The following is a 21,167-nucleotide window of genomic DNA, read 5'->3' as shown; positions in this document are numbered from 1 at the left end:
CCTTGGCGCATTCGCCGGAACCTGTGAGCACTTTTTCCAGCACGCCCCACAAACCGCCGTTGCCGGCACGTGTTTCGAGCAGATAACCCAGAGGCGCGCCGCAACTGGGTATTTGGTCCGCAGGCAGAGACTGGATCCACAAATGCCTGCCGGCGATCGCCATGCCGACGGCCGCGATCAACAACAGCAATACGGAATAAATCCAGCGCCCTTTATTGCCTTGTGGCGAATGCAATCCGCCAATGAGAAACACCACTCCGAGCGCGATGAACACGACGCGTTGCAGGATGCAGAGCGGACACGGGTCCATCATCAAAACGTACTGCGCATACAAGGCGAAGCCAAGCAGGGCTGCACAGATCAGAAAGCCCGCGAAGAAACGGGTGCGGTACGACCACTGGAAAGGATTCATGGCACATTGCTGCGTTGCGGAAGGGTGACATTACCCGTTCGTCGATGCGCTGTCAGCAGCAACCTGCGCATACCGCTTTCAGCTTGCGGGATAATTACTGCAGAAAGCAAAAACCCGGCTCGATTCCGGCCGGGTTTTGCTTTGGACGTCTAAACGTCTTGATGTCCGTACAACCGAATTACTCGGCGTCGACAGCCTCGACCTGCGGGCGACCGACCAGCTCGACATACGCCATCGGCGCGTTGTCACCGGGACGGAAGCCGCACTTGAGGATGCGCAGGTAACCGCCTGGACGTTCGCGGTAACGCGGGCCGAGTTCGACGAACAGCTTGCCTACCGCTTCCTTGTCCCGCATGCGCGAAAAGGCGAGACGGCGATTGGCGACGCCATCGACCTTGGCCAGGGTGATCAGCGGCTCGGCAACGCGGCGGAGTTCCTTCGCTTTCGGTAGCGTGGTGCGGATCAGCTCATGCTTGATCAGCGACGACGCCATGTTGCGGAACATCGCTTCACGGTGCGAACTGGTGCGGTTGAGTTTGCGTCCGGATTTTTGGTGGCGCATGACTGAATTCTCTGTGTCTGTTGTTATGAAAAACCGGCAATTAAATCCGGGTTTCCGCGGAATTCCGCTTATGAAGCCCTGTAATAACGGGCTCTTATTAGAGTGCGGTTGTAGATGGCCGCTTTCGGCACTCAGCCGGGCGCAATGCACCCGGCTGATGTTTGCTGCGTGGCGACCAAGACGATCGCCAAATAAATCAACCCAGCTGCATGCCGTGCGACAAGCCCGGCGGCGGCCAGTTCTCAAGCTTCATGCCCAGCGCCAGACCACGTCCGCCCAGCACGTCCTTGATCTCGGTCAGCGACTTCTTGCCGAGGTTCGGCGTCTTCAGCAACTCGACTTCGGTCTTCTGCACCAAGTCGCCGATGTAATAGATGCTCTCAGCCTTCAGGCAATTAGCCGAACGCACAGTGAGCTCCAGATCGTCGATCGGACGCAACAGCAACGGATCGAAACCACTCTTCTCCGCCTTGTCGGTAGCGCTCTCGCGCCGCGAGAAGTCACCGAACACGGACAGCTGGTCGTTGATGATCTCGGCGGCCTTGCGAACCGCGTCTTCCGCACCGATGGTGCCATTCGTCTCGATATCGAGAACCAACTTGTCGAGATTCGTGCGCTGCTCGACACGAGCCGCGTCCACTTCGTAAGCCACGCGCAGCACCGGCGCGAACGACGCATCCAACTGCAAACGACCGATCGGACGCGCCTCGTCATCCGGATGTTGGCGCGTGCTGGCCGGCTGATAGCCGACACCGCGACGAACCTTCAAACGCATATTGAGTGCGATGTCCTTGGTGAGGTGGCAGATCACGTGCTCGGGGTTGATGATTTCCACCGAGTGATCGACGACGATGTCGCCGGCCGTAACCACGCCCTTGCCTTTCTTCGACAGCGTGAGGGTGACTTCATCACCCGTGTGCTGACGAATCGCCACGTCCTTCAGGTTGAGCAGGACTTCAATCACGTCCTCCTGCAAACCTTCCAGCGTGGTGTATTCATGCAATACGCCGTCGATTTCAACCTCGACAATGGCACTGCCAGGAATCGAGGAGAGCAGTACGCGGCGCAGCGCGTTGCCCAGGGTGTGACCGAAGCCACGCTCGAGCGGCTCGACTACCACCTTGGCGCGGTTGGCTCCGAGCTGTTCGACGCTGAGGCCCCGAGGCCGCAGCACACTAGTTGACGAAACTGCCATGCAGAGCTCCGGTAAAATTACTTCGAGTAAAGCTCGACGATCAGGGCTTCATTGATATCGGACGGCAGATCACCGCGGTCCGGCACCGACTTGAACGTACCTTCAAATTTCTTGGCATCGACTTCGACCCAGATCGGACGCAAGTCCATGGTGTCGAACACGGTTGCCGCTTCCTGCACGCGCAGCTGAGTGCGCGCACGCTCGGTCAACGCAATCGCGTCGCCGGGGCGGACCTGGTAGGAAGGAATGTTCACCTTCTTGCCATTCACCAGGATGGCCTTGTGGGCCACCAGCTGACGTGCCTGGGCGCGAGTTACCGCGAAACCCATGCGATAGACCACGTTGTCCAGACGGCTCTCGAGCAGGCGCAGCAGGTTTTCACCCGTGTTGCCCTTCGAGGATGCAGCCTTGGTGTAGTAGTTGCTGAACTGGCGCTCGAGCACACCGTAGATGCGCTTGACCTTCTGCTTTTCACGCAGCTGCACGGCGTAATCGGACATGCGCATGCGCTTGTTCGCACCATGCTGGCCGGGCTTGTTTTCCAACTTGCACTTGGAATCCAGCGCGCGCGCCGGGCTCTTCAGGCTGAGATCTGCACCCTCACGACGGGCGAGTTTGCAGGTAGCTCCACGATAACGGGCCATGGGTATGCTCCTTAGACTCGACGCTTCTTGGGGGGACGGCAGCCGTTATGCGGAATCGGCGTGACATCGATGATGTTGAGCACTTTGTAGCCCAACGCGTTCAACGAACGCACGGCCGACTCGCGGCCCGGGCCTGGACCCTTGATGCGTACTTCCACCGTCTTCACACCGTAATCGCCTGCAGCGCGACCAGCCTTTTCGGCGGCGACCTGTGCAGCGAACGGGGTCGACTTGCGCGAGCCACGAAAACCGGCGCCGCCGGCAGTCGCCCACGACAAGGCATTACCCTGACGATCGGTGATGGTGACAATGGTGTTGTTGAAGGAGGCCTGCACGTGCGCCACGGCATCCGTGACAACACGCTTGATCTTCTTCTTGGTCTTGACCGGCTTAGCCATATTTGAAATCCAAAATCTTCTAGTGAGTGATCACTGCGGAGCGATCACTTCTTGATCGCGCGACGCGGACCCTTGCGGGTACGTGCGTTGGTACGTGTGCGCTGACCGCGCACCGGCAGACCGCGACGATGACGCAGACCGCGGTAGCAGCCCAGGTCCATCAGACGCTTGATGGCAATACCCACTTCACGGCGCAAATCGCCTTCAACGGTGTACTTGCCGATTTCGTGGCGGATCTTCTCCACCTCACCCTCGCTGAGGGACTTGATCTGGGTGGTCGGAACCACGCCAGCATCTGCGCAGACCTTTCTGGCCCGGCTGCGGCCGATACCGAAAATACTCTGCAGACCAACCCAGACGTGTTTCTGAACTGGCAAATTGACACCCGCGATGCGCGCCATGATGTACTTTCTCCGATGCTTTCGTGCGCGGTAAACGCGCAATTCTAACCTGAATTACCCGAACTGGAAAGCCCTGCGGCACCGTGGCGCCGACGCTTTCCGACTAGTGGCTACCCTCTTCCGCAAATCAACTGCGACGGAGATTGGCCTTCTTGAGCAGACTCTCGTATTGATGACTGACCAGATGCGCCTGTACCTGCGCCGTAAAGTCCATCACCACGACCACCACGATCAGCAGCGACGTGCCGCCGAAGTAGAACGGTACGTGCCAAGCCTGTTGCATGAACGATGGCACCAGACACACCAGCACCAGATACAGCGCGCCAACACCGGTAAGCCGGGTCATCACCGCATCCACGTAACTGGCCGTAGCCCGGCCCGGACGAATGCCTGGGATCAGCGCACCCGACCGCTTGAGATTGTCGGCGGTCTCGTCGGCGTTGAAGACGATCGCCGTGTAGAAGAACGCGAAGCCGATGACCAGTACCGCAAAAATAATGTCGTACAACGGATTGCCAGGGCTCAACGACTGCGTCAGATCCTGCAGCCAGCGAGACGGGTGACCCGTGCCGAACCATGAAACCGCCGTTGCCGGAAACATCAGCAGGCTTGAAGCGAAGATCGGCGGAATCACACCCGCCATGTTGATCTTCAGCGGCAAGCTGGAACTCTGGTTCATGTACGCCTTCTGCCCGCCGGAGCGTCGCGCGTAGTTCACGGTGATGCGCCGCTGGGCGCGCTCCATGAACACCACGAACGCTGTCACGGCCAGCACCAGACCGAACACCATCAACAGCCTGAGCAGCGACAATTCGCCGTTGCTTGCCATGCCCAGAGTGTGAACCACAGCCGCCGGCAACCCGGCGACGATACCGGCAAAGATCAACAGCGAAATGCCGTTGCCGATGCCACGTTCCGTCATCTGCTCACCCAGCCACATCAGGAACATCGTGCCTGCGGTCAAACCAACCACCGACGACATGATGAAACCGAAACCTGGCGTGTACACCACTGGCGCGCCACCCGCTGCAACCTGATTCTGCAGCGCCACCGCGATACCGAACGACTGGAATGCCGCCAGTCCGACGGTCGCGAAGCGCGTGTACATCGTCAACTTGCGCTTGCCGGCTTCGCCTTCCTTGCGCAGCCCCTGCAGACCCGGAAGCACCGAGCCCATCATCTGGAACACGATCGACGCCGAAATGTAGGGAACCACGCCTAGCGCAAACACCGAAAAGCGTGCCAGCGCACCACCGGAGAACATGTTGAACATGTCCATCAGGCCGTTGCCGCTGATCAGGCTGCTCATCGCTTCCGGATTGACACCCGGAACCGGAATGAACGAACCCAGACGAAACACCATCAACGCACAGATCACGAAAACGATACGTTGGCGAAGCTCCGTCAGCTTGCCGCGCTTGCCGAGCTCAGTGCCCTTGGCTGCAGCCACTGTCGATTACTCCACGCTGCCGCCGGCTGCCTCGATGGCTGCCTTGGCGCCGGCGGTAGCCAGCAGACCAGACAACTTCACCGCGCGGCCGATTTCACCTTTGAGAACCACCTTGACCTTCTTCGCGCGGCTGCTGATCAAGCCAGCCTTGTGCAGCGCGACGACGTCGATCACGTCAAGCTTGAGGTTGGCCAGCTGATACAGGAAAACTTCCTGGCTCTCGGCTTTCTTCAGCGATCGGAAACCAACCTTCGGCAAGCGGCGCTGCAGCGGCATCTGGCCGCCCTCGAAACCGTACTTGTGCGTGCCGCCGGCGCGAGCGTGCTGGCCCTTGTGTCCGCGGCCTGCGGTCTTGCCCATACCCGAACCGATACCGCGACCAACGCGCAGACGCGTCTTGTGCGAGCCATCGTTCGGCTTAAGTGTATTCAAACGCATGATACTTACTCCTCAACCCGGACCAGGTAATAGACCGTGTTGATCAGACCGCGAACCTGCGGACTGTCCTTCAGGTCGCGGACGTCATTGATCTTGCCGAGGCCCAGCGCCTTGACGCTGAGGCGATGACGAGCCTGCACGCCGCGAAGCCCCTTGACCAGGCGCACGCGTACGGTCTTGTCGGCAGTTTTTGAAGACTTAGCCATTGCCGAGCACCTCATCCAGAGTCTTGCCACGCTTGGCGGCGATCTTCTTGGGCGAGGCAACAGCCTGCAGACCCTTGATGGTCGCGCGCACCAGGTTGATCGGGTTGCGCGAACCGACGGCCTTGGCTAGCACGTTCTTGACGCCGACCACCTCCAGCACCGCACGCATGGCGCCGCCGGCGATCACGCCAGTACCTTCCGAAGCGGGCTGCATGTAGACGCGAGCCGCACCATGGTTGGCCTTGATGGCGTACCACAAGGTGCCGTTGTTCAGTTCGATGTTCACCATCTGGCGGCGCGCACGCTCCATCGCCTTGGAGATGGCCACCGGCACTTCACGCGCCTTGCCATAACCGAAGCCGACCTTGCCCTCACCATCGCCGACCACGGTCAGCGCTGTGAAACTCATCTGGCGGCCACCCTTGACGGTCTTGGCCACGCGGTTGACGGCAATCAGCTTTTCAAGCAAGCCGTCCGAATTTTCGCGATCGTTAGAAGACATGTTCTATTCCATGTGCCCGGCAATCCGGGACTTTGCTTGCGGCTGAGCCGCTTGGAGTTGTAGGTAGCGCAACGAGAACACAAGGTTCCCAAATCAAATGTTCTTAGAACTTGAGGCCCGCTTCGCGCGCCGCATCGGCCAGAGCCTTGATGCGACCGTGATAACGGAAGCCGGAGCGATCGAAAGCCACGGACTCGATGCCCGCCGCCACTGCGCGCTCAGCGACAGCCTTGCCGACAGCCGCGGCGGCTTCGAGATTCTTCGTACCCTTCAAACCTTCAGCTACCGACTTCTGCACCGTCGAGGCCGAGGCCACCACGTTCAAGCCGGAGGCGTCGAACACCTGCGCGTAGATGTGCTGCCCGGTGCGATGCACCGACAAACGCGCCACGGCAAGCTTGCGGATGTGCGAACGCGTGGACTTGGCGCGGCGCAGGCGATTTTCGTTCTTGTTCATCGTGATATCTCCAGAAAGCGGATTGGCTTTTTTTAAGGACTCGGCAAATGACCGATTCCCCGCGGACGAATCCGCATCAAGCCTTCTTGGCTTCCTTCAGCGTGATCTTCTCTCCGGCGTAACGCACACCTTTGCCCTTGTAAGGCTCTGGCGGACGAAAGCCGCGAATCTTTGCAGCCACCTGGCCTACGACCTGCTTGTCCGTACCCTTGATCAGGATCTCGGTCTGCGTCGGCGTCTCGATGCTGATGCCTTCCGGCGCATCGAACACAACCGGGTGCGAAAAGCCCAGGCTCAGGTTCAGCGCCTTGCCGGCCATCGAAGCGCGATAACCCACGCCGACCAGCTCAAGCTTGCGCTCGTAACCCGCAGAAACGCCCTGCACCATGTTTGCCAGCAGTGCGCGCGCCGTACCGCCGAACTTGTCGTCGGTGCCTTCATCGAGACCGATTGTCGCCACGCCGTTATCCACGGTTACCGTAACACCGGGCAAATGGTGCACAGAAAGCGTGCCTTTCGGACCCTTGACGGAAATGGCGTCGGCAGCGACGGTCAGCTCCACGCCTTTCGGCAGGGAAATTGGTTGTTTGGCTACTCGTGACATCGAAGGACTCCTTACGCCACTTGGCCGATGACTTCGCCGCCCAGACCCTTGGCACGGGCCTGCGCATCGGTCAGCAGACCGGCAGAAGTCGAAATGATCGAGATACCCAGACCACCGAGGACCTTCGGCAACTCGTCCTTGCCGCGATACACACGCAGGCCGGAGCGACTTACACGAGAAATGGTCTCAATGGCCGGCTGGCCTTCGAAATACTTAAGCTTGATCTCGAGCACCGGCTTGCCTTCCTCGGCGGAAGTCTTGGCGTCGAGAATGTAGCCCTCGTTCTTGAGGAGGTCGGCGATAGCCAACTTCAATTTCGACGACGGCATACGGACGGTCGGCTTGCCCATGGATTGGGCGTTGCGGACGCGCGTAAACAGATCGGCGATGGGATCAGTCATGCTCATGAAATAGTCCTTCAGAGTGCACCGATATCCGATAAAACCGGAAATCAATCAGATTGTGAGCCGACCATGAGTCGGCCTGCTTCACGCAGACCGCCGACTATATCAGCTTTACCAGGTTTTAGCGAACATCGATGCGGTAGTCGCATCATCGGCGGCGAGTCATCGCAGCCAGCGATCCATGGCGAAATCAATTCGCCAGTGAATCGTTACGTGGGGAATTACCAGCTGGCTTTGCGCAGGCCCGGCACATCGCCGCGCATGGTCGCTTCACGCAGCTTGTTGCGGCCCAGGCCAAACTTCGCATACACGGCGCGCGGACGACCCGTCAGTGCGCAGCGCGTACGCTGGCGAACCGGGCTCGCATCACGCGGCAGTTTCTGAAGCTTGGACTGCGCTTCCATTTTCTCGTCGTAGGAAGCGGTCGCGCTCAGCACGATCGCTTTCAGTCCCGCACGCTTGGAGGCGAACTTCTGGACGAGCTTGGTCCGCTTGATATCGCGGTTCACCATTGATGTCTTGGCCATGGGTATCGCGCCTATCAGTTACGGAACGGGAAGCTGAAAGCTGCGAGCAAGGCTTTCGCCTCCTCGTCGGTCTTGGCGGTCGTGGTGATGGAGATATCCATACCGCGCAGTGCGTCGACCTGATCGAAATCGATCTCAGGAAAGATGATCTGTTCCTTGATGCCGAAGTTGTAATTGCCGCGACCATCGAACGCGCGAGCCGAAACGCCGCGGAAATCACGAACGCGCGGCAGCGAGATGTTGATCAGGCGATCCATAAACTCCCACATCTGCGCGCGGCGCAAGGTGACCTTGCAGCCGATGGGCCAGCCATCGCGAATCTTGAACGAGGCGACCGAAACGCGCGCCTTCGTCGTGATCGGCTTCTGCCCGGCGATCTTCGCCATGTCGGCCACGGCGTTCTCGAGCACTTTCTTGTTGCCCGCCGCTTCGCCCACGCCCATGTTCAGCGTGATCTTGGTGATGCGGGGAACCTGCATCACGTTCTCGTAGCCGAACTGCTCGGTGAGCTTGGCGACTACCTGGTCTTTATAAAAATTTTCAAGGCGCGTCATGATCGTGTTCCTTACGCGTCCACGACCTCGCCACTCGAACGGAACACGCGGACCTTGCGCCCATCATCGAGCGTTTTGGTGCCGACGCGTTCACCCTTGTTCGTGGCGGGGTTGAACAGCTGCACATTGGAGAGATGGATCGAAGCCTCACGCTCGACGATGCCGCCGGCCTGATTGGCCTGCGGATTCGGCTTGGTGTGACGCTTGACCAGATTCACGTTGGAGACGAACACGCGATCGTCTGCAACACGCAGCACATCGCCGCGCTGACCCTTGTTTTTACCGGTGATCACGAGGACCTGATCACCCTTGCGGATACGGTTCATTTCTTGACTCCGCTCAGAGCACTTCGGGAGCAAGCGAGACGATCTTCATGAACTTCTCGCTGCGCAGCTCGCGGGTGACCGGTCCGAAAATACGGGTGCCGATCGGCTCGAGCTTGTTGTTGAGGAGGACCGCTGCGTTACCGTCGAAACGGATCAGCGAACCATCGGGACGGCGCACGCCCTTGGCGGTACGAACCACCACGGCGTTGTAAACCTCGCCCTTCTTGACCTTGCCGCGGGGAATCGCATCCTTCACGGTGACCTTGATGACGTCACCGATCGCGGCGTAACGGCGCTTGGAGCCACCGAGCACCTTGATGCACATCAGTTCTTTCGCGCCGCTGTTGTCCGCTGCGGAAAGCGTGCTCTGCATCTGGATCATGGCTGCACCCTCCCTTAGACGTTGGCGCGCGTGATGATTTCAACCACGCGGTGATGTTTGGTCTTGGACAATGGACGGCATTCCGCGATGCGAACCAGATCGCCCTCATTGGCACCGAGGTCGTCCTGCGCATGCAGCTTGGTCGAACGGCGAATGATCTTGCCGAGCAGCCAATGCTGTACCTGACGCTCCACCAATACGGTGACCGTCTTGTCCATCTTGTTGCTGGTGACGCGACCCTGAAGGGTACGCGCCTGCTTTTTGTCCACTTGGATTTCTTGATTCTTGGTAGCGCTCATGTCGGCCGTCCTTACTTCTTGCTGCCGAGCACGAACTTCGTGCGGGCGATGTCACGCCGAACGCGGCGCAGCTGGTGCGGCTGGGTGAGCTGGCCGGAACCTTTCTGCATGCGCAGGTTGAACTGCTCCTTGCGAAGGTCCAGCAGATGCTGCTTCAACTCGTCGGCCGACTGGTTGTTGATTTCTTTGGTGGCCATCACATCACCGCCCGGGTTACAAACTGGGTCTGCACGGACAACTTCGCTGCCGCCAGACGGAATGCCTCACGCGCCGTCAATTCGTCGACGCCCTCGATTTCATAAAGCATGCGGCCAGGCTGGATCGGTGCGACCCAGAACTCGACGCTGCCCTTGCCTGCGCCCATGCGGACTTCGATCGGCTTCTTGGTGATCGGCTTGTCAGGGAACACGCGGATCCAGAGCTTGCCGCCACGCTTGACGAAACGGGTGATGCAACGACGTGCGGCTTCGATCTGGCGCGCGGTAAGCGCACCGTGGGTCGTCGCCTTCAGGCCATACTCGCCAAAGCTGACGAGATTGGAACATTGAGCCAGACCGTCGTTACGGCCCTTGAACTGTTTACGGAATTTGGTTCGCTTGGGTTGCAACATGGCAACTCTCCTTACTTCGCAGTCCGCTCGCGGCGGCCGTCACCGGCCTCGCGACGCGAATCATTACGACGACCTTCGCCACCTTCGCGACGCGGCTGCGACGACGACGGCTCATCCTTCGTTTCCTGGCTGGCAACAGCAAGGTCGAAGATCTCGCCCTTGTAGACCCACACCTTGATGCCGATGATGCCGTAGGTGGTTTTCGCCTCGGCGGTGCCGTAGTCGATGTCCGCACGCAGGGTATGCAGCGGCACGCGGCCTTCGCGGCTCCACTCGGAACGAGCGATCTCGGCACCGTTCAAACGACCGGAGACGTTGATCTTGATGCCCAGCGCACCGAGGCGCATCGCGTTGCCGACCGAACGCTTCATGGCGCGGCGGAACATGATGCGACGCTCGAGCTGCTGCGCGATCGACTCGGCCACCAGCTGTGCGTCGAGCTCGGGCTTGCGCACTTCATTGACGTTGATGTGCGTCGGAACGCCCATCATATCGCTGACTTCCTTGCGCAGCTTCTCGATATCCTCACCCTTCTTGCCGATCACCACGCCCGGACGGGCGGTGTGGATCGTCACGCGTGCGGTCTTGGCCGGACGCTCGATCTGGATCTTCGAGATGCCGGCGGCGGCCAGCTTCTTCTTGAGCATGTCGCGGACCTTGATATCGGCCACGAGATACTTAGCGTAATCGCTCTTGTTGGCGAACCACTTCGAGTTCCAGTCCTTGGCAATGCCGAGGCGGATACCGGTGGGATGAACTTTATGACCCATCGTCTCTATCCTCGCTCAGTTACCAACAACCACAGTGATGTGGCTGGTGCGCTTCAGGATGCGCGAACCGCGGCCTTTGGCGCGGGCATGCATGCGTTTCATCGCCGGACCTTCATCAACGAAGATGCTGGCCACTTTCAGCTCGTCGACGTCCGCGCCAAGATTGTTCTCGGCGTTGGCGACGGCAGAAAGCAGGACCTTGCGGACAAGGACGGCAGCTTTCTTGTTGGTGTAGGTGAGCACGTCGCTGGCCCGGCCGACGGGGAGCCCGCGGACGAGATCAGCCACCAGGCGTGCCTTTTGCGCCGAGATGCGGGCGCCACGCAGGATCGCTTTGGCTTCAGTGCTCATCACTTGCCCTTCTTGTCGCCGACATGGCCCTTGAACGTACGGGTCACCGCGAACTCGCCGAGCTTGTGCCCGACCATGTTCTCGTTGATCAGTACGGGTACGTGCTGACGGCCGTTGTGTATGGCGATGGTCAAGCCGACCATTTCCGGCAGGATCATCGAGCGACGCGACCAGGTTTTGATCGGGCGCTTGTTATTGGCGGAAACCGCAGCTTCCACCTTCTTGACGAGGTGAAGGTCGACAAACGGACCTTTCTTCAGAGAGCGTGGCATGTCGGTTTCCTGTTACTTGCGACGACGCACGATGAACTGCTGCGTGCGCTTGTTGTTACGGGTCTTGTAGCCCTTGGCCGGCGTGCCCCAGGGGCTGACCGGATGACGACCACCAGAAGTCTTGCCTTCACCACCACCGTGCGGATGGTCGACCGGGTTCATCACCACACCGCGAACGGTCGGACGAATACCCAGCCAGCGCTTGGCGCCGGCCTTGCCGAGCTTCTTCAGGCTGTGCTCGCCGTTGCCGACTTCACCGATGGTGGCGCGGCACTCGACCGGCACCCGGCGCATTTCGCCCGAGCGAAGACGCAGCGTGGCATAGCCCGATTCGCGAGCGACCAACTGCACCGAGGCGCCGGCGCTGCGGGCGATCTGCGCACCCTTGCCCGGGCGCAGTTCGATGCAATGAATCGTGCTGCCCATTGGGATGCTACGCAACTGCAGGCAATTGCCAGCCTTGATCGGCGCATCGTGACCGGAGACCAGACGATCACCGACCGCCACGCCCTTCGGCGCGATGATGTAGCGACGCTCGCCGTCTGCATAGCAAAGCAAGGCGATGTGCGCGGTGCGATTCGGGTCGTATTCGATCCGTTCGACCTTGGCTGCGATGCCTTCTTTGTCACGCTTGAAATCGATGATGCGGTATTGCTGCTTGTGACCGCCACCACGATGACGCACGGTGATGCGGCCATGATGGTTGCGACCACCGGTACGGGACTGCGACTCGGTCAACGCCGCGTACGGCGCGCCCTTGTGCAGGCCTTCCGTACGAACGCTGACTGCGTCACGACGGCCCGGCGAAGTCGGCTTGTGGGTAATTAATGTCATCTCAGAGAACTCCTGGCTCAGGCCTTGGCGGACACGTCGATGGTCTGACCATCGGCGAGACGCACGTAGGCCTTGCGCTTGCCTTGACGGCTGCCGGCACGTTGGCGGAAGGCTTTGACCTTGCCCTTGGTGTTGACGAGGTTCACCTGCTCGACCTTCACGTCGAACAACTTCTCCACGGCAGCACGGACATCAGCCTTGGTTGCTGCGGGAGCAACCACGAATACATATTGGTTGTGCTCGGCCAGACGCGCCGATTTCTCGGAAATGTGCGGCGCGCGCAACGTATCGAGAATGCGTTCGTTGTTCATGCCAGCCACTCCTCGATCTTCTTCACGGCTTCAACCGTGACCACCACATGGTCGGAACCGACCAGGCTGACCGGGTTGAGCGCCATCACATCCAGCACATGAATGTACGGAATATTTCGCGCACCCAGAAACACGTTCTCGGATGCATCTTCCGACACCAGCAGCACGCGACCGCTTACTTCCAGCTCGGCCAGCTTGGCCACCATCGTGGAGGTCTTGGGATTGTCGATGCCGAAGCTCTCGATAACCTTCAGACGATCCTGACGAATCAGCTCGGAAAAGATCGAGCGAATCGCGACGCGGTAGGCCTTGCGGTTGACCTTCTGCTCGTAGCTGCGCGGCTTGGCTGCAAAGGTGCGACCACCACCGACGAAAATCGGTGCGCGATAGTCACCGTGGCGAGCGCCACCGCCCTTCTGTTTCTTGAATTTCTTGGTGGTACCGGACATCTCGCCGCGCGAAAGCTGCGACTGGGTGCCTGCACGACCTGCCGCCTGATAGGCGACCACGACCTGGTGAACCAGGGCCTTCTTGTACTCACCGCCGAACACGTCGTCCGACACGCTGAGCGGCTTGGCGCCAATGACATTGAGTTCCATGTCGTCTCTCCTCAGCTCTTCGTCGTCGGGCGGATGATGACGTCGCCACCGGTGGCACCCGGCACCGCACCCTTCACCGCGATCAGATGACGCTCGGCGTCGACCTTGACCACTTCAAGGCCTTGCTGCGTGCGATTGACCGCACCCATGTGGCCGGACATTTTCTTGCCTGGGAACACGCGGCCCGGCGTCTGGCGCTGACCGATGGAGCCCGGTGCGCGGTGCGACAGCGAGTTGCCGTGGGTGGCATCACCCATCTTAAAGTTCCAGCGCTTGATCGTGCCCTGGAAACCCTTGCCTTTCGATACGCCAGCCACGTCGACGATCTGTCCGACGGTAAAAATGTCGTCCGCCTTGATCTCGGCGCCGACGGCGTATTTGCCGAGGTCATCGGAAGACACGCGGAATTCCCACAAACCACGACCCGGCTCCACCTTAGCCTTGGCGTAGTGCCCCTTAAGCGGCTGCGTCAGCAAGTTCGCGCGCTTGATACCCGTCGAAACCTGGACGGCGCTGTAGCCATCGTTATCGTCCGTCTTCAGCTGTGTCACCCGGTTCGGCGTCGCTTCAATCAGCGTCACCGGAATCGAGCGGCCATCTTCAGTGAAGATTCGGCTCATGCCGCATTTGCGGCCAACCAATCCGATACTCATCTTCGTATCCTGTCTGTCGCTCAACCGAGCTTGATCTGAACATCGACGCCAGCGGCGAGATCAAGCTTCATGAGCGCGTCCACGGTTTTGTCGTTGGGGTCGACGATGTCGAGCACACGCTTGTGCGTACGGGTCTCGTACTGATCGCGTGCATCCTTGTCGACGTGCGGCGACGTCAGAATGGTGTAACGCTCGATTTTGGTCGGAAGCGGGATGGGGCCAAGTACCGTGGCACCCGTGCGCTTTGCCGTCTCAACAATCTCGCTGGCCGAGCGGTCGATCAGACGATGATCGTACGCTTTCAGCCGAATCCGAATCTTCTGGTTCGCCATAAACCGTGTCCTGTTGTCGAAAGAACGTCATGTGAAACGAAGTGGCTTCTCACCACCTCGCACAACCCTTTACCACTACATTGGAAACCGTCATCGAAGACGAGCCTCCAGATCCGAAAAAGCTAGGCGAGCACATTGAAGGCTCGCCTAGACTTTGAATTGCGGTTCACGCATACGTTGAAATGACGGAAAACCCCGTGATTACAGCGATTGCGAGGGCCATCCCGGCCGGCGAACTCGAAGTGCTTCCTGCACCTCATTTCGCGGTAAATCGACCCAAATCTTCTTTCGGTCGACAAGCAAGCTGCGAAGTATAACTGCAAATCTTTGCTTAGTGAAGAGGTCCGACGATAAATTCAGCGGATTCTGCACGCTGTCTTCAAGTATCCCGCATGACCACAAACAGCCATGCGGGATAAAGACTTACTTGAGGACCTTGGCCACGACGCCGGCGCCGACGGTGCGGCCGCCTTCGCGAATGGCGAAACGCAGGCCTTCGTCCATCGCGATCGGGTGAATCAGGCTCACCACCATCTTCACGTTGTCACCCGGCATCACCATCTCCACGCCCTCCGGCAGCTCGCAAGCGCCGGTCACGTCGGTGGTGCGGAAGTAGAACTGCGGACGGTAGCCCTTGAAGAACGGCGTATGACGACCACCCTCGTCCTTGGACAACACATAGACCTCCGCCTCGAAGTCGGTGTGCGGGGTGATCGTGCCCGGCTTGGCCAGCACCTGACCACGCTCCACGTCGTCACGCTTCAGGCCGCGCAGCAGCAGACCGGCGTTGTCGCCTGCCTGACCCTGATCCAGCAGCTTGCGGAACATTTCCACACCGGTCACGGTGGTCTTCTGCGTCGCACGGATGCCGACCACTTCGATTTCGTCGCCGACCTTGATGATGCCGCGCTCGATACGACCGGTCACCACGGTGCCGCGACCGGAGATGGAGAACACGTCTTCCACCGGCATCAGGAACGGACGGTCGATCACGCGCACCGGCTCGGGGATGTAGCTGTCCAGCGCATCGACCAGCTTGATGATCGACGGCACGCCGATCTCGCTCTGGTCGCCTTCCAGCGCCAGCTTGGCCGAACCGTGAATCATCGGGGTGTCATCGCCCGGGAACTCGTACTTGGTCAGCAACTCGCGCACTTCCATCTCGACCAGCTCCAGGAGCTCCGCGTCGTCCACCATGTCCGCCTTGTTCAGGTAGACCACGATGTACGGCACGCCCACCTGGCGGCTCAGCAGGATGTGCTCGCGCGTCTGCGGCATCGGGCCATCGGCCGCGCTGCACACCAGGATCGCGCCGTCCATCTGCGCTGCGCCGGTGATCATGTTCTTCACATAATCGGCGTGTCCCGGGCAATCCACGTGCGCGTAGTGACGGTTCGGCGACTCGTATTCCACGTGTGCCGTCGAGATCGTGATGCCGCGCGCCTTCTCTTCCGGCGCCGCATCGATCGCGTCGTATGCCTTGAACTCGCCACCAAAACGTTCCGCACCGACTTTCGTCAGCGCTGCCGTCAGCGTCGTCTTGCCGTGATCCACGTGACCAATCGTGCCGACGTTGACGTGCGGCTTGGTGCGTTCGAATTTACCCTTTGCCATGCGCGCTAAACCCCGATGGAGTCGATGAATTGAGAGAACTTAACCCTTGCGGGACGATAACCTTGACGGTCGAAAAGATGGTGCTCATAACAGGAATCGAACCTGTGACCTCTTCCTTACCAAGGAAGTGCTCTACCGACTGAGCTACATGAGCGAAAACTTCAGCCGTCTTCCATGACGGTAACGAAAACACCAGCCTCCATGCTGGACGATTCAAAAAGCATCGACCTGCGCATTACATGCACCGGTCGAGTTGTGTTTGGCAGATGCAGCGCAATGGAGCGGAAGGCGGGAATCGAACCCGCGTAATCAGTTTGGAAAACTGATGTTCTACCATTGAACTACTCCCGCCCTGCGCGGACACTCTGCTGGTGGAGGGAGGTGGATTCGAACCACCGAAGGCGTAAGCCAGCAGATTTACAGTCTGCCCCCGTTGGCCGCTTGGGTATCCCTCCAACAAAGAACGCGTATTGTGTGGATCGAGGCCAGGACTGTCAACACCTCGCGGCTCCGAATTGCCTTGCGGAAGTGATTTCAAACACTCCGGCGAACACGCTTTTCAACCCAATTCGGCGCCGCGCGTGTCCACCAGATGCTCCATGCCCTTGGACATTTCCAGCAACCGCTTCGCCTGTTCCTGTACCCGCCGTTCGTTGTCATCGCGCGGCTCCCAGTGCGGCACCGGTGTGGGCTTCCCGTCCGGGCTGTCGAGCGCGACGAAAACCATCACGCAGCTGGTAGCCAACCGTTGCTCACCCTTGCGCAGGTCGCGAGCCAGCACATCGACGGCCATGTGCATGCTGCTGGTGCCGGTATGGATCAGCCGCGCTCGCACGGTGACCAGATCGCCGATCAGGATGGGCGCCACGAACTGGATGCCGCTGACCGACGCGGTCACGCAATACGCGCCGCTCCAGGCAACTGCGCAGGCATAACCGGTCTGATCGATCCATTTCATCGCCATGCCGCCATGCACCTTGCCACCGAAGTTCACATCGGTGGGTTGGGCGAGAAAACGGAAAGTGACTTCGCTCTGCTGGCCTGACATCGTGACTCCAACGGGAATGCAGCCCGCGGATTATGGCAGCTGCAACTCGTCCGTCGCTCAGTGCATCGGCTGCGGCAAATCCAGCACATCGCTGGAGTAGATCGCCACGTGCGGCACGCCGTCGGCGCCGATCCAGCCGCGATACATGCCTTCGGTGTTGAATGGCATCGAGATGCTGCCATCGGCGCCAAGAACGATCGCTCCGCCATCGCCGCCCATCTGCGGAATCTCGTCGTTGATCACCGCCTTGCCGGCTTGTTCGGCGGACTCGTTCAATTCGGTCATGCGCATGCATATTTCGCGCGCTGCCGACACGCGGATGTAGAACTCGCCCCAGCCCGTGCCGGAAACCGCGCATGCCGCATCCGCATAAGTGCCGGCACCGATGATCGGCGAATCGCCCACGCGGCCGTATCGCTTGTCGGTCATGCCGCCCGTCGAGGTGCCGGCAGCAAGCCGGCCTTCGCTGTCGCGCGCGAGCGCACCGACCGTGCCGAAATGCTTGAGCGCCATCAAACGCTCGGTCAGCGGCACGCCGGCCGCATCGTCTTTCAACGCCTTCTGCAGTTCCTGCCACCGACGATCGGTACGGAAGTACGACGGATCAACCAGTTTGAAGCCCTGCTCCGTGGCGAAGGTTTCCGCGCCATCGCCCACCATCATGACGTGCGGCGAATGCTCCATCACCGCGCGCGCCAGCAGGATCGGGTTTCTCACGCGATGGACGCCCGCGACCGCACCGGCGGCCAGCGTCGAGCCATCCATGATCGATGCATCCAGTTCGTTCTTGCCATCGTGGGTGAACACGGCGCCCTTGCCGGCGTTGAATAGCGGATCGTCTTCCAGCACGGTGATCGCGCTCGCCACCGCATCCGTCGCGGTTTTTCCGGCTTCGAGTTCCGCATAGCCTTTTCGCAGCGACAGCTCGAGTGCCGCGCGCGCGCCTGCTTCCATCTGCGGCGTCATGCTCGCGCGCTCCACACCCGCGCCGCCGTGGATCAGCAGCAGCGGCGCATGTTCGCCGCGCAATGCGAGTTCGCCGTCTTGGACATCGGCAACTGCATCGAACACCGGCCGGCTGACCTTGAAATCATGCAGATCGATGCGACTTTGCGTGCCGACGCCCGTGACATGCACGTTCCGATAGTCGAGTGGCTTGCCGCGTTCGATCCGGTCCGGCTCGGCTTTCGGCTGCACCAGCCATGCAAAACCATTGTCGATGGTGAACAGTCGCCCCGTGCCGTTGCCATCGACGCACAGCGCAGCATCCTGGTCCACGCCCAGGCCGACGACATCTGCGTGCCCTGCATGACGCACGTTGGCAACGAATGCGATCAGCCGACCGAGGCGATCGCGTTTGTGGAAATGCGTATCGGTGATGACGTGCTGCATGTTCGGCAGATGCATGAAATCGCCGAGCAACGTCACGCCTTTGCCGAGCGGGTCGTGCAGCGCTTCTTTTGATGTGATGCTGCCGCCGTCCATCGCGCCGTACGCGTACGCGCCGAGGATGGCGAGCCCGGCACTGGTGCCACCGATCGGCTTGCCGTGCTGCACGTGCTGGTTAAGCAGATCGTTGAGCGGTGTGCCTTTCCAGAAATGCACGTAGTTGGACTGATCGCCACCAGCGATGAAGATGCCATCAGCATGGCGCACGATATCCAGCACCTTCGGATCGCTGGCCGCCTCGCGGCTGTGAAACACCAGCGTCTGCACCGACGTGACGCCACCGACATCGGTGAAGAGTTCCTTCTGCATGTCGTCTTCGCCGGACGCGCGCAATATCACGAAGTGCCCGTGACCGCCCTTGGCCGCGAACCATGCAAACGCCTTGTGCGGCCACTGTCCACCGCCCATCAGCATCAAAGCCGCTTCGGTGTTGCCCAGTCGCGGCGCGTGCACGTTGCCGATTTCGTAGTACTCGTAACCGTTGCGTGCCGCGGTGGCATTTGGCGATTTTGCGCTGACAACAACGCTTGCGAGCGCCATGCATGACGAAAACAGCAAGGAAAAAAACACGCGTGCGTTGCGGTGCGAACGAGTGGACGACATCATCGATCAATCTTCCGTCAGGGAGTAAACAGGCAGGAATGCACGGCAGAAACACGCCAGACATCCATGCCCGTGACGAACAGGAACCAACGATCCCCCACGCGCTGTTTCGTGTTTGAAAAAATTCGCTTCCAACGCGTCGTGGCGCTGTCGTTGTTCGTTGCATTGGGTTTATTGTCAGTGCCGTGGACGACTCGCTCGACAACTGGTTCATTCGCGAAATCCTCGCGCACGAGAGTGCGCTCACGCGTTATCTCTCGCGTACGTGGTATCGCCGCGACGAAATCCACGACCTGCGCCAGGACATCTACGTACGCGTTTACGAGGCCGCCGCGAAGGCGCGTCCCTTGATGCCGAAATCCTTCATGTTCACTATCGCGCGTCACCTGATGACCGACCGCCTGCGCCGCGCGCGCGTTGTTTCGATCGATGCCGTGGGTGATATGGACGCGCTGAACGTCTTGGTAGACGAGGTTTCACCGGAGCGCCGATTGAGCGCGCGGCAGGAACTGAAACACCTGACGGATGCATTCGACCGCCTGCCCGACCGTTGCCGGGAAGTGCTGTGGTTGCGTCGCGTGGAGGAATTGCCGCAAAAGGAAGTCGCATTGCGCATGGGTATCGGCGAGAAGACCGTGGAAAAACAGGTAGCCAAGGGCATGCGTCTGATCGCGGATTATTTCTACGGCCCGGGCCGTGTGCATCACGCGCATCGCCGTAGCGAAGCCGGCCATGGAAGCGAGGATGGTCATGACCAGCAGCAGGCAGATTGAACGACTCGCCTCCGCGTGGCTGGCCAGGCGGGATGCGGAATCATGGTCCGCACATGATCAATCATCACTCGACGCATGGCTGGATGAATCCATCGCCCATCGCGTGGCGTACCTGCGCCTGGATGCAGCGTGGCGTCAAAGTGGACGGCTGAAAGCGCTCGGCGCTGGCTTGCCCACCGGCACGGTTCCACCGCGCGGCGCGTGGGGTTTGCAGGGCACGCTCGATCCTCGTGATCTCGCTAGCGATGTTTCAGATGCCACGCTCGATCGTTTGCGTCCCGCTTTGTCGCATCGACATGCGCATCCCGCACACTCGGAAAGAAAGCCAATCCAAAGAAATAGTCGTCGCGTGTTCCATTACGCCAGCGGCGCGTGCCTTATCGCATTAGCGGGCTTGCTGGCTTTCGGCTGGCATCGATACAGTGCCGTGGAGCAGGCTTCGTATCGCACGGCGATCGGCGGACTGCAGGATGTCGCGCTGGCCGATGGTTCGGTGATCACCCTGAGTAGCGACAGCCGAGTGGCAGTCACCTTGTCGCGCAACGAACGCCATATCGATCTCCAGCAAGGCGAAGCTTTCTTCAAGGTCGCGAAAGATCCGCACAGACCTTTCGTGGTCAGTGCCGGCGATCGACGTGCCATCGCCGTCGGCACGCGCTACGACGTGCGTCGCGATGCGGACGACCTGCGCGTCATCGTGACCCAGGGCATCGTGCGGCTGGAATCGGACAACGGTCCCACCGGACGCAACCAGCCCACTACCCTGCTCCCGGCCGGCAGTGTTGCATTGGCGACCGACGCCGGCGTGGTGGTGAACTCGGGTTCCGTGCAGCAGGCGGAAGAGTTTCTCGACTGGCGCAGTGGCTTCATCTCGTTCCACGGCACGCCGCTCGCATCCGCCGTGGCGGAGTTCAACCGATACAACGCACGCAAGATCATCATCGGCGATGCATCGATCGGCGCCATGCGCGTGGGCGGCAATTTCCGCTGGTCGAACGCCGACTCGTTCGTGCGATTGCTCGAGCTCGGCTTTCCGATTCGTGCCGTGCGCGGCAACGATGCCATCGTGTTGAAGAGCCGCTAGACAATCGCTCGCTTCGGTCACCGCGCGGGTGCGATTTCCTCGATGCGTAACGGCATCGTCATGGATGGGGGATTCGCGACACACGTTCGTCACGCTAGTCAAC

33 protein-coding genes, 3 tRNA genes and 1 pseudogene are annotated in these 21,167 nt (G+C 60.2%); 2 read left to right on the top strand and 35 right to left on the bottom strand.

Going from position 1 to position 21,167, the window contains the following annotated elements:
* From GSQ73_RS06335 to GSQ73_RS18140, 35 genes and pseudogenes are all read right to left on the bottom strand, one after another.
* Positions 1 to 412 (bottom strand): disulfide bond formation protein B (locus tag GSQ73_RS06335; RefSeq protein ID WP_158882160.1); only part of this gene is annotated, 412 nt, incomplete at its 3' end.
* A 178-nt stretch (positions 413 to 590) separates the two neighbouring features.
* Positions 591 to 974, bottom strand: coding sequence for a 50S ribosomal protein L17 (gene rplQ, locus GSQ73_RS06330; protein WP_158882158.1), 384 nt, complete (start codon positions 972 to 974; stop codon positions 591 to 593).
* A 196-nt stretch (positions 975 to 1,170) separates the two neighbouring features.
* The gene (gene rpoA, locus GSQ73_RS06325; protein ID WP_056714883.1) at positions 1,171 to 2,169 is read right to left on the bottom strand and encodes a DNA-directed RNA polymerase subunit alpha; all 999 of its coding nucleotides are present in this window, start codon (positions 2,167 to 2,169) and stop codon (positions 1,171 to 1,173) included.
* Between the two features lie 17 nt (positions 2,170 to 2,186).
* Positions 2,187 to 2,813, bottom strand: a complete 627-nt coding sequence (gene rpsD / locus GSQ73_RS06320; protein ID WP_158882156.1) for a 30S ribosomal protein S4 — start codon at positions 2,811 to 2,813, stop codon at positions 2,187 to 2,189.
* Positions 2,814 to 2,824: 11 nt separating this feature from the next.
* A complete protein-coding gene (rpsK, locus tag GSQ73_RS06315) occupies positions 2,825 to 3,211 on the bottom strand; it encodes a 30S ribosomal protein S11 (RefSeq protein ID WP_007513384.1) in 387 nt (128 codons plus the stop codon).
* Between the two features lie 44 nt (positions 3,212 to 3,255).
* A complete protein-coding gene (gene rpsM / locus GSQ73_RS06310; protein ID WP_158882154.1) occupies positions 3,256 to 3,612 on the bottom strand; it encodes a 30S ribosomal protein S13 in 357 nt (118 codons plus the stop codon).
* A 127-nt stretch (positions 3,613 to 3,739) separates the two neighbouring features.
* Positions 3,740 to 5,062 (bottom strand): preprotein translocase subunit SecY, encoded by a 1,323-nt coding sequence (gene secY / locus GSQ73_RS06305; protein ID WP_158882152.1) that lies wholly within the window; start codon positions 5,060 to 5,062, stop codon positions 3,740 to 3,742.
* Between the two features lie 6 nt (positions 5,063 to 5,068).
* A complete protein-coding gene (gene rplO, locus GSQ73_RS06300; protein ID WP_158882150.1) occupies positions 5,069 to 5,500 on the bottom strand; it encodes a 50S ribosomal protein L15 in 432 nt (143 codons plus the stop codon).
* Between the two features lie 5 nt (positions 5,501 to 5,505).
* The gene (gene rpmD, locus GSQ73_RS06295; protein WP_158882148.1) at positions 5,506 to 5,706 is read right to left on the bottom strand and encodes a 50S ribosomal protein L30; all 201 of its coding nucleotides are present in this window, start codon (positions 5,704 to 5,706) and stop codon (positions 5,506 to 5,508) included.
* Positions 5,699 to 6,208, bottom strand: coding sequence for a 30S ribosomal protein S5 (rpsE, locus tag GSQ73_RS06290; RefSeq protein ID WP_077442651.1), 510 nt, complete (start codon positions 6,206 to 6,208; stop codon positions 5,699 to 5,701). Before rpsE ends, rpmD begins: the two co-directional genes overlap by 8 nt.
* A 103-nt stretch (positions 6,209 to 6,311) precedes the next feature.
* A complete protein-coding gene (gene rplR, locus GSQ73_RS06285) occupies positions 6,312 to 6,671 on the bottom strand; it encodes a 50S ribosomal protein L18 (RefSeq protein ID WP_174236068.1) in 360 nt (119 codons plus the stop codon).
* 70 nt (positions 6,672 to 6,741) lie between these two features.
* Complete coding sequence (rplF, locus tag GSQ73_RS06280; RefSeq protein WP_158882144.1) at positions 6,742 to 7,269, bottom strand: 50S ribosomal protein L6; 528 nt, start codon at positions 7,267 to 7,269, stop codon at positions 6,742 to 6,744.
* A gap of 11 nt (positions 7,270 to 7,280) precedes the next feature.
* Positions 7,281 to 7,676 (bottom strand): 30S ribosomal protein S8, encoded by a 396-nt coding sequence (gene rpsH / locus GSQ73_RS06275; RefSeq protein WP_158882142.1) that lies wholly within the window; start codon positions 7,674 to 7,676, stop codon positions 7,281 to 7,283.
* Positions 7,677 to 7,894: 218 nt separating this feature from the next.
* Positions 7,895 to 8,200 (bottom strand): 30S ribosomal protein S14, encoded by a 306-nt coding sequence (rpsN, locus tag GSQ73_RS06270; protein WP_158882140.1) that lies wholly within the window; start codon positions 8,198 to 8,200, stop codon positions 7,895 to 7,897.
* Positions 8,201 to 8,214: 14 nt separating this feature from the next.
* Positions 8,215 to 8,757, bottom strand: a complete 543-nt coding sequence (gene rplE / locus GSQ73_RS06265) for a 50S ribosomal protein L5 (RefSeq protein ID WP_174236067.1) — start codon at positions 8,755 to 8,757, stop codon at positions 8,215 to 8,217.
* A gap of 8 nt (positions 8,758 to 8,765) precedes the next feature.
* Complete coding sequence (rplX, locus tag GSQ73_RS06260; protein ID WP_158882136.1) at positions 8,766 to 9,080, bottom strand: 50S ribosomal protein L24; 315 nt, start codon at positions 9,078 to 9,080, stop codon at positions 8,766 to 8,768.
* A gap of 13 nt (positions 9,081 to 9,093) precedes the next feature.
* On the bottom strand, positions 9,094 to 9,462 hold the full coding sequence (rplN, locus tag GSQ73_RS06255) for a 50S ribosomal protein L14 (protein WP_007513359.1): 369 nt from the start codon (positions 9,460 to 9,462) through the stop codon (positions 9,094 to 9,096).
* Between the two features lie 14 nt (positions 9,463 to 9,476).
* A complete protein-coding gene (gene rpsQ, locus GSQ73_RS06250) occupies positions 9,477 to 9,761 on the bottom strand; it encodes a 30S ribosomal protein S17 (protein ID WP_174236064.1) in 285 nt (94 codons plus the stop codon).
* 11 nt (positions 9,762 to 9,772) lie between these two features.
* Positions 9,773 to 9,958 (bottom strand): 50S ribosomal protein L29, encoded by a 186-nt coding sequence (rpmC, locus tag GSQ73_RS06245; RefSeq protein ID WP_158882134.1) that lies wholly within the window; start codon positions 9,956 to 9,958, stop codon positions 9,773 to 9,775.
* Positions 9,958 to 10,371 carry a 50S ribosomal protein L16 gene (gene rplP / locus GSQ73_RS06240; protein WP_158882132.1) on the bottom strand — a complete coding sequence of 138 codons (414 nt, stop codon included), beginning with the start codon at positions 10,369 to 10,371 and terminating at the stop codon, positions 9,958 to 9,960. Before rplP ends, rpmC begins: the two co-directional genes overlap by 1 nt.
* Positions 10,372 to 10,382: 11 nt before the next feature.
* Positions 10,383 to 11,141: a 30S ribosomal protein S3 gene (gene rpsC, locus GSQ73_RS06235; RefSeq protein WP_158882130.1), complete on the bottom strand. Its 759-nt coding sequence runs from the start codon at positions 11,139 to 11,141 to the stop codon at positions 10,383 to 10,385.
* 15 nt (positions 11,142 to 11,156) lie between these two features.
* Positions 11,157 to 11,492, bottom strand: coding sequence for a 50S ribosomal protein L22 (gene rplV / locus GSQ73_RS06230; RefSeq protein WP_077445201.1), 336 nt, complete (start codon positions 11,490 to 11,492; stop codon positions 11,157 to 11,159).
* Positions 11,492 to 11,764, bottom strand: a complete 273-nt coding sequence (rpsS, locus tag GSQ73_RS06225; protein ID WP_007082178.1) for a 30S ribosomal protein S19 — start codon at positions 11,762 to 11,764, stop codon at positions 11,492 to 11,494. The genes rplV and rpsS overlap by 1 nt, the downstream gene beginning before the upstream one ends.
* A gap of 12 nt (positions 11,765 to 11,776) precedes the next feature.
* Complete coding sequence (gene rplB / locus GSQ73_RS06220) at positions 11,777 to 12,598, bottom strand: 50S ribosomal protein L2 (protein WP_158882128.1); 822 nt, start codon at positions 12,596 to 12,598, stop codon at positions 11,777 to 11,779.
* A 17-nt stretch (positions 12,599 to 12,615) separates the two neighbouring features.
* The gene (rplW, locus tag GSQ73_RS06215; RefSeq protein ID WP_056386840.1) at positions 12,616 to 12,909 is read right to left on the bottom strand and encodes a 50S ribosomal protein L23; all 294 of its coding nucleotides are present in this window, start codon (positions 12,907 to 12,909) and stop codon (positions 12,616 to 12,618) included.
* The gene (rplD, locus tag GSQ73_RS06210; protein ID WP_158882126.1) at positions 12,906 to 13,508 is read right to left on the bottom strand and encodes a 50S ribosomal protein L4; all 603 of its coding nucleotides are present in this window, start codon (positions 13,506 to 13,508) and stop codon (positions 12,906 to 12,908) included. The genes rplW and rplD overlap by 4 nt, the downstream gene beginning before the upstream one ends.
* An 11-nt stretch (positions 13,509 to 13,519) precedes the next feature.
* Positions 13,520 to 14,161, bottom strand: coding sequence for a 50S ribosomal protein L3 (gene rplC / locus GSQ73_RS06205; protein ID WP_158882124.1), 642 nt, complete (start codon positions 14,159 to 14,161; stop codon positions 13,520 to 13,522).
* Between the two features lie 20 nt (positions 14,162 to 14,181).
* A complete protein-coding gene (gene rpsJ, locus GSQ73_RS06200) occupies positions 14,182 to 14,493 on the bottom strand; it encodes a 30S ribosomal protein S10 (protein WP_007082173.1) in 312 nt (103 codons plus the stop codon).
* A 423-nt stretch (positions 14,494 to 14,916) separates the two neighbouring features.
* A complete protein-coding gene (gene tuf / locus GSQ73_RS06195; RefSeq protein WP_158882122.1) occupies positions 14,917 to 16,107 on the bottom strand; it encodes an elongation factor Tu in 1,191 nt (396 codons plus the stop codon).
* A 78-nt stretch (positions 16,108 to 16,185) separates the two neighbouring features.
* Positions 16,186 to 16,261: transfer RNA gene (locus tag GSQ73_RS06190), tRNA-Thr, on the bottom strand.
* Positions 16,262 to 16,384: 123 nt separating this feature from the next.
* Positions 16,385 to 16,458: transfer RNA gene (locus GSQ73_RS06185), tRNA-Gly, on the bottom strand.
* Between the two features lie 18 nt (positions 16,459 to 16,476).
* Positions 16,477 to 16,562 (bottom strand) — tRNA-Tyr (locus GSQ73_RS06180).
* A 104-nt stretch (positions 16,563 to 16,666) separates the two neighbouring features.
* On the bottom strand, positions 16,667 to 17,155 hold the full coding sequence (locus GSQ73_RS06175) for an acyl-CoA thioesterase (protein ID WP_158882120.1): 489 nt from the start codon (positions 17,153 to 17,155) through the stop codon (positions 16,667 to 16,669).
* 57 nt (positions 17,156 to 17,212) lie between these two features.
* Positions 17,213 to 18,226: an isoaspartyl peptidase/L-asparaginase gene (locus tag GSQ73_RS18005; RefSeq protein ID WP_254063316.1), complete on the bottom strand. Its 1,014-nt coding sequence runs from the start codon at positions 18,224 to 18,226 to the stop codon at positions 17,213 to 17,215.
* Between the two features lie 423 nt (positions 18,227 to 18,649).
* A pseudogene (locus tag GSQ73_RS18140) lies at positions 18,650 to 18,913 on the bottom strand (Type 1 glutamine amidotransferase-like domain-containing protein); the annotation flags it as partial.
* Between the two features lie 479 nt (positions 18,914 to 19,392).
* Between GSQ73_RS18140 and GSQ73_RS06165 the strand changes: the two are divergent.
* Together GSQ73_RS06165 and GSQ73_RS06160 are read left to right on the top strand one after the other, a co-directional pair.
* On the top strand, positions 19,393 to 19,980 hold the full coding sequence (locus tag GSQ73_RS06165) for a sigma-70 family RNA polymerase sigma factor (protein ID WP_158882118.1): 588 nt from the start codon (positions 19,393 to 19,395) through the stop codon (positions 19,978 to 19,980).
* Entirely contained in the window at positions 19,958 to 21,064 is a 1,107-nt protein-coding gene (locus tag GSQ73_RS06160) for a FecR domain-containing protein (RefSeq protein ID WP_158882116.1), read from the top strand. The genes GSQ73_RS06165 and GSQ73_RS06160 overlap by 23 nt, the downstream gene beginning before the upstream one ends.
* Positions 21,065 to 21,167 lie beyond the last annotated feature (103 nt).

The sequence above is a fragment of the Rhodanobacter sp. L36 genome, assembly GCF_009765755.1.
Taxonomy (GTDB): Bacteria; Pseudomonadota; Gammaproteobacteria; order Xanthomonadales; family Rhodanobacteraceae; genus Rhodanobacter.
The sequence above is the reverse complement of the archived record's forward strand: the minus strand, read 5'-3'. Positions and strand labels throughout refer to the sequence as shown.

Bases quoted from the DNA above. Each gene is read 5' to 3' on its own strand.
- rpsE (WP_077442651.1), bottom strand. From the start codon at position 6,208: ATGTCTTCTAACGATCGCGAAAATTCGGACGGCTTGCTTGAAAAGCTG.
- rplP (WP_158882132.1), bottom strand. From the start codon at position 10,371: ATGTTGCAACCCAAGCGAACCAAATTCCGTAAACAGTTCAAGGGCCGT.
- rpsH (WP_158882142.1), bottom strand. From the start codon at position 7,676: ATGAGCATGACTGATCCCATCGCCGATCTGTTTACGCGCGTCCGCAAC.
- rpsN (WP_158882140.1), bottom strand. From the start codon at position 8,200: ATGGCCAAGACATCAATGGTGAACCGCGATATCAAGCGGACCAAGCTC.
- rplN (WP_007513359.1), bottom strand. From the start codon at position 9,462: ATGATCCAGATGCAGAGCACGCTTTCCGCAGCGGACAACAGCGGCGCG.
- rplO (WP_158882150.1), bottom strand. From the start codon at position 5,500: ATGCGTTTGAATACACTTAAGCCGAACGATGGCTCGCACAAGACGCGT.
- rpsM (WP_158882154.1), bottom strand. From the start codon at position 3,612: ATGGCGCGCATCGCGGGTGTCAATTTGCCAGTTCAGAAACACGTCTGG.
- rpsK (WP_007513384.1), bottom strand. From the start codon at position 3,211: ATGGCTAAGCCGGTCAAGACCAAGAAGAAGATCAAGCGTGTTGTCACG.
- rpsQ (WP_174236064.1), bottom strand. From the start codon at position 9,761: ATGAGCGCTACCAAGAATCAAGAAATCCAAGTGGACAAAAAGCAGGCG.
- rplW (WP_056386840.1), bottom strand. From the start codon at position 12,909: ATGAACAACGAACGCATTCTCGATACGTTGCGCGCGCCGCACATTTCC.
- rplV (WP_077445201.1), bottom strand. From the start codon at position 11,492: ATGAGCACTGAAGCCAAAGCGATCCTGCGTGGCGCCCGCATCTCGGCG.
- rpsS (WP_007082178.1), bottom strand. From the start codon at position 11,764: ATGCCACGCTCTCTGAAGAAAGGTCCGTTTGTCGACCTTCACCTCGTC.
- rplD (WP_158882126.1), bottom strand. From the start codon at position 13,508: ATGGAACTCAATGTCATTGGCGCCAAGCCGCTCAGCGTGTCGGACGAC.
- rplC (WP_158882124.1), bottom strand. From the start codon at position 14,161: ATGAGTATCGGATTGGTTGGCCGCAAATGCGGCATGAGCCGAATCTTC.
- tuf (WP_158882122.1), bottom strand. From the start codon at position 16,107: ATGGCAAAGGGTAAATTCGAACGCACCAAGCCGCACGTCAACGTCGGC.
- rpmD (WP_158882148.1), bottom strand. From the start codon at position 5,706: ATGGCTAAGTCTTCAAAAACTGCCGACAAGACCGTACGCGTGCGCCTG.
- rplQ (WP_158882158.1), bottom strand. From the start codon at position 974: ATGCGCCACCAAAAATCCGGACGCAAACTCAACCGCACCAGTTCGCAC.
- rpmC (WP_158882134.1), bottom strand. From the start codon at position 9,958: ATGGCCACCAAAGAAATCAACAACCAGTCGGCCGACGAGTTGAAGCAG.
- GSQ73_RS06175 (WP_158882120.1), bottom strand. From the start codon at position 17,155: ATGTCAGGCCAGCAGAGCGAAGTCACTTTCCGTTTTCTCGCCCAACCC.
- rpsD (WP_158882156.1), bottom strand. From the start codon at position 2,813: ATGGCCCGTTATCGTGGAGCTACCTGCAAACTCGCCCGTCGTGAGGGT.
- rplX (WP_158882136.1), bottom strand. From the start codon at position 9,080: ATGAACCGTATCCGCAAGGGTGATCAGGTCCTCGTGATCACCGGTAAA.
- rplB (WP_158882128.1), bottom strand. From the start codon at position 12,598: ATGACATTAATTACCCACAAGCCGACTTCGCCGGGCCGTCGTGACGCA.
- rpoA (WP_056714883.1), bottom strand. From the start codon at position 2,169: ATGGCAGTTTCGTCAACTAGTGTGCTGCGGCCTCGGGGCCTCAGCGTC.
- rpsC (WP_158882130.1), bottom strand. From the start codon at position 11,141: ATGGGTCATAAAGTTCATCCCACCGGTATCCGCCTCGGCATTGCCAAG.
- rpsJ (WP_007082173.1), bottom strand. From the start codon at position 14,493: ATGGCGAACCAGAAGATTCGGATTCGGCTGAAAGCGTACGATCATCGT.
- GSQ73_RS06160 (WP_158882116.1), top strand. From the start codon at position 19,958: ATGACCAGCAGCAGGCAGATTGAACGACTCGCCTCCGCGTGGCTGGCC.
- rplF (WP_158882144.1), bottom strand. From the start codon at position 7,269: ATGTCACGAGTAGCCAAACAACCAATTTCCCTGCCGAAAGGCGTGGAG.